General features: G+C 58.7%; 4 protein-coding genes. All 4 read left to right on the forward strand.

Annotation, left to right across the window (positions count from 1 at the left end):
• Nucleotides 1-865, forward strand: an 865-nt coding sequence (locus BG52_RS00185) for a zinc-binding dehydrogenase (RefSeq protein WP_036666519.1), incomplete at its 5' end; no start/stop codon positions are given.
• Complete coding sequence (locus tag BG52_RS00190) at nt 856-1,746, forward strand: carbohydrate ABC transporter permease (RefSeq protein WP_051587592.1); 891 nt, start codon at nt 856-858, stop codon at nt 1,744-1,746. The genes BG52_RS00185 and BG52_RS00190, both read left to right, overlap by 10 nt.
• A 69-nt stretch (nt 1,747-1,815) precedes the next feature.
• Nucleotides 1,816-2,673 carry a sugar phosphate isomerase/epimerase family protein gene (locus BG52_RS00195; protein ID WP_036586039.1) on the forward strand — a complete coding sequence of 286 codons (858 nt, stop codon included), beginning with the start codon at nt 1,816-1,818 and terminating at the stop codon, nt 2,671-2,673.
• Nucleotides 2,674-2,787: 114 nt separating this feature from the next.
• Nucleotides 2,788-3,606, forward strand: coding sequence for a sugar phosphate isomerase/epimerase family protein (locus BG52_RS00200; RefSeq protein WP_036586037.1), 819 nt, complete (start codon nt 2,788-2,790; stop codon nt 3,604-3,606).
• Nucleotides 3,607-3,783: the final 177 nt, after the last annotated feature.

Consider the following 3,783-nt stretch of genomic DNA (forward strand, 5'->3'; position numbering starts at 1 on the left):
GACGGGCTACATCATTCCCGGGCACGAGCCGGCGGGCGATGTGGTGGAGGTCGGCAACGGTGTGAAAGGGCTGGAGCCGGGCGACAGGGTAGCGGTGTACCTCGCGATCGGATGCGGGCATTGCTCCTATTGCCTAAGAGGTTATATGCATCTATGTCCGCAGTGGAAATGCGTCGGCTTTGACGTGGACGGCGGCGACGCCGATTACATGGTTGCGCCTGCTGCCTGCTGCCTGAAGCTGCCGGACGGGATGTCCTACGAGACGGGTGCGTTGCTGACCGACAACGTCGGAACGCAATACCATACGCAGAAAATGCTCGGCGTGTCCGGCCAGGACAGCGTCGCCGTTTTCGGTCTCGGACCGATGGGCAGCGCGGCTGCCTTGGTCGCCAAGGCGCGCGGCGCCAGGGTTATTGCGGTGGACGTCCTCGATTCCCGGCTGCAAATGGCGAAGGAGCTGGGCGTCGATGCGATCGTCAACAGCACGCTGCAGGATGCGGTGCAAGCGCTGCGCGACTGGACGTACGGCGAAGGCGTGGACGCTGCAATCGATTGCTCGGGAAGTCCGATCGCGCAGAACGCGGCGCTGGACGCCGCGCGCAAGCTGGGCTCGGTTGCCTTCGTCGGCGAGTCCCGGTCGACCACGATCAATCCGAGCGACCAGATGATCCGGAAGCTGTTGAGAGTGGTCGGCGGCTGGCATTTTCCGGTATGGGAATGGGAGGAGATTGCGCGGTTCGTCATCGATCAGAACATTCCGGTCAATCAGTATATCACTCATCGGTTCTCGATCGAGCAGGCAGACGAGGCGTTCCGCCTGTTCGACGAGCGGGTAACCGACAAAGCGGTTTTCGTATGGGAGTGAGGAAGCTCAAGGTCGAATCGGGAGCGTTGAAGTATTACCTGTTCATCCCGACGCTGGCCATTCTTATTTTCATGACGGTCGTGCCGCTTGCCTTCTCGCTCATTACCAGCTTCACCGGCTACAAGGCGACCGAAAACGGCAGCTTCGCCTTCAATGGGATCGACAACTTCGTCCGCGCTTGGGGCGACACCAACATCCGGGCAGCGTTCTGGAATACGCTGACGTTCGTTTTTTTCTCGGTCGGCATCGAGTTCGTGCTGGGGATGGCATTGGCGGTGCTGCTGAACAGGCAGGTCAGGGGCATCACATTCATCCGGACCTTCCTGCTGCTGCCGATGATGGTTACGCCGGTCGCGGTTGGCCTGCTCTGGCGATGGATGTTCAACACCGATTACGGGCTGATCAATTATTTTGCAGGCGCATGGTTTGGGTCGGACCCGATCAATTGGCTCGGCGAGCACATCTATGCCATGCCGGTCGTTATTCTGGTCGACGTGTGGCAGTGGACGCCCTTCGTCGTACTGTCCTTGCTGGCCGGCTTGCAATCACTGTCATCCGAGCCTTATGAAGCCGGCAACATCGACGGTGCGAGCGCCTGGCAGATCTACCGGTATATAACGCTGCCGCAGCTCAAGTCGGTCATTCTTGTCGTGCTGCTGATCAGAACCATCGATTCGTTCAAATCGTTCGACGTCGTATGGATTCTGACCAACGGGGGCCCGGGGGTCAGCACGGAATTGTTCAGCTCCCAGATTTACCGAATTGCGTTCAAGTTCTGGGAGACCGGATACGCTTCTGCGGTATCGTGGATTTTCCTGATCGTCGTCATGGTGATCACTTCGCTGTTTATCCGATTTTTGTACCGGGAGGATGTCGTCTGATGGCTTCCTCTGACAGGGAGCTATACCTTACGGGGGAATCCTATAATTTCGCTTAGGGAGGCTGGAAGCATGAAAGGCATTTCGTTCAACACATGGGTATACGGCAGCTTTCCTTCGTGGCTGCCCTCCTACACGCTGGAGGAGACGATTGCGCGTCTGGCCGGCATCGGCTATGACGGAATCGAGATCGGCTGCGCAAGCCCTCATGCCTGGCCGGACTATTTATCGGCGGAGAAACGGGCCGATATCAGCAGGATACTGGAGCGCAACAGGTTGAAAGTGGCGGCCATGCTGCCTGCGCCGGGCGGCGGCCCTGGCATGAATCCGTCGTCGCCGCTGCCGGAGGAAAGGGCGTTTACGGTCAAGCATTACAAGGATGTCATCCGACTCGCGCACGACTGGCAGTGCCCGACCGTCATTTGGGTAGCGGGATGGGTCGTTCACGGTACCAGCCAGCGCGAAGCGTTCCGCTACAGCCTCGAAGGTTTGAAGGAATGCGCGGCCTACGCCAAGCCATTGGGAATTGACATGGTCGTCGAACCGACGCCTACCGACAGCAACCTGATCGAAACGGCGGATGACGCGCTCGATTTGGCAGGGGATACCGGCATGGACAACGTGCATGTCATGTTCGACACGTTCCACGCGCTGTACCGCAACGAGGTGCCGAGTGACTACGTGCACCGGATGAAGGACAAGCTGCGCCATGTTCATCTTTCGGATAACGATCGTCTGCCCCCGGGGCAGGGATACGGCAATTTCGACGCCGTTCTGAAGGCGCTCAAGGAGGCCGAATACAAGGGGTATCTGTCGATGGAGGTCGGATTTCATACGCGCAAGGCCGACCCGGATTGGTACGCCGAGACTTCACTTGCGTTTCTGAGGCACAAGCTCGATGAGCTTGGATGGGGAAGATCCGGTCAGTAACAGGTCTGTTTTCACCGGCTTTACTTTTAACGACGGGCGTTAAAAGTAAAGCGTTCAACGCCATATATCAGCTTGGCCGGTGCAAAAAGTACATTACACAAGGGGGTTGAGGCAATGAAATGGGGTTATCAAACCAACACATGGGGTGGTGTAGTCGGGCATCCCGCCGGCGTTACCTCGGTTAAGGACCTGTATTATTTGGCGAACGGGTCCACTGAGGAGGCCGTAAAAGACATCGCGGCGGCGGGGTACGAAGGAATCGAGCTGTTTGACGGCAATCTGATGCAGTATGAAGAACGGCTCGGCGAGTTGCGCCGGCTGCTGGACGATCATGGCTTGTCCTTGATCGGCGTCTACACCGGAGCCAATTTTATTTACGGCGATATTCTGGAGGACGAGTTCGCGAAGATCGACAAGGTCGCGCGAACGGCGGCGGCCGCAGGCGCGGAGCATCTGGTGTTCGGAGGCGGCGCGATCCGTGCGGGCGGCATCCGGGACGAGGATTATGCGGCGCTGGCGGAAGCGCTGGACCGTGCGGCCGAGGTCGCCGCGCGGCACGGCTTGACGCCGAGTTATCATCCGCATCTCGGCAGTTTGGTGGAGAAGCCCGATCAGTTGGATCGGCTGATGAAGCTGACCGGCATCCCGCTGTGCCCGGATACGGCCCATATTGAAGCCGGCGGCGGCGATCCCCTTGCCGTTATCCGCACCTACTCGAGCCGGATACCGTATGTGCATTTCAAGGATTACGGTTCGGGAGCATTCCTGCCGCTGGGGGAAGGCGGCCAGGATTTCGCCGCCATGCTGGCGGCGCTTCGCGAAAACGGTTACTCGGGTTGGGTGACGGTGGAGCTCGACAGCCATGACAATCCGCTTCAGGGCGCGGCCGTCAGCAGGCAATATATCAACGGACAGTTGGCGAACAAAGCTTGACCATTATAACGAGGGGGTTTATATCCATGAAAAGAAGAAATTTTGTATGGCTTACGCTTATTCTCGTATTCAGCCTGGTGCTGGCCGCTTGCGGCGGTAACGGCAGCAACGGCAACAACGGCGGCGGTAACGCCGCTGCGCCAAATAATGGCGCATCAACCGACGGCTCGGCTGCCG

Origin of the sequence: Paenibacillus darwinianus, from assembly GCF_000598065.1 — a bacterium.
Lineage (GTDB): Bacteria > Bacillota > Bacilli > Paenibacillales > Paenibacillaceae > Paenibacillus_I > Paenibacillus_I darwinianus.

Coding starts and splice junctions, on each gene's coding strand:
- BG52_RS00195 (WP_036586039.1), top strand. CDS start 1,816: ATGAAAGGCATTTCGTTCAACACATGGGTATACGGCAGCTTTCCTTCG.
- BG52_RS00200 (WP_036586037.1), top strand. CDS start 2,788: ATGAAATGGGGTTATCAAACCAACACATGGGGTGGTGTAGTCGGGCAT.
- BG52_RS00190 (WP_051587592.1), top strand. CDS start 856: ATGGGAGTGAGGAAGCTCAAGGTCGAATCGGGAGCGTTGAAGTATTAC.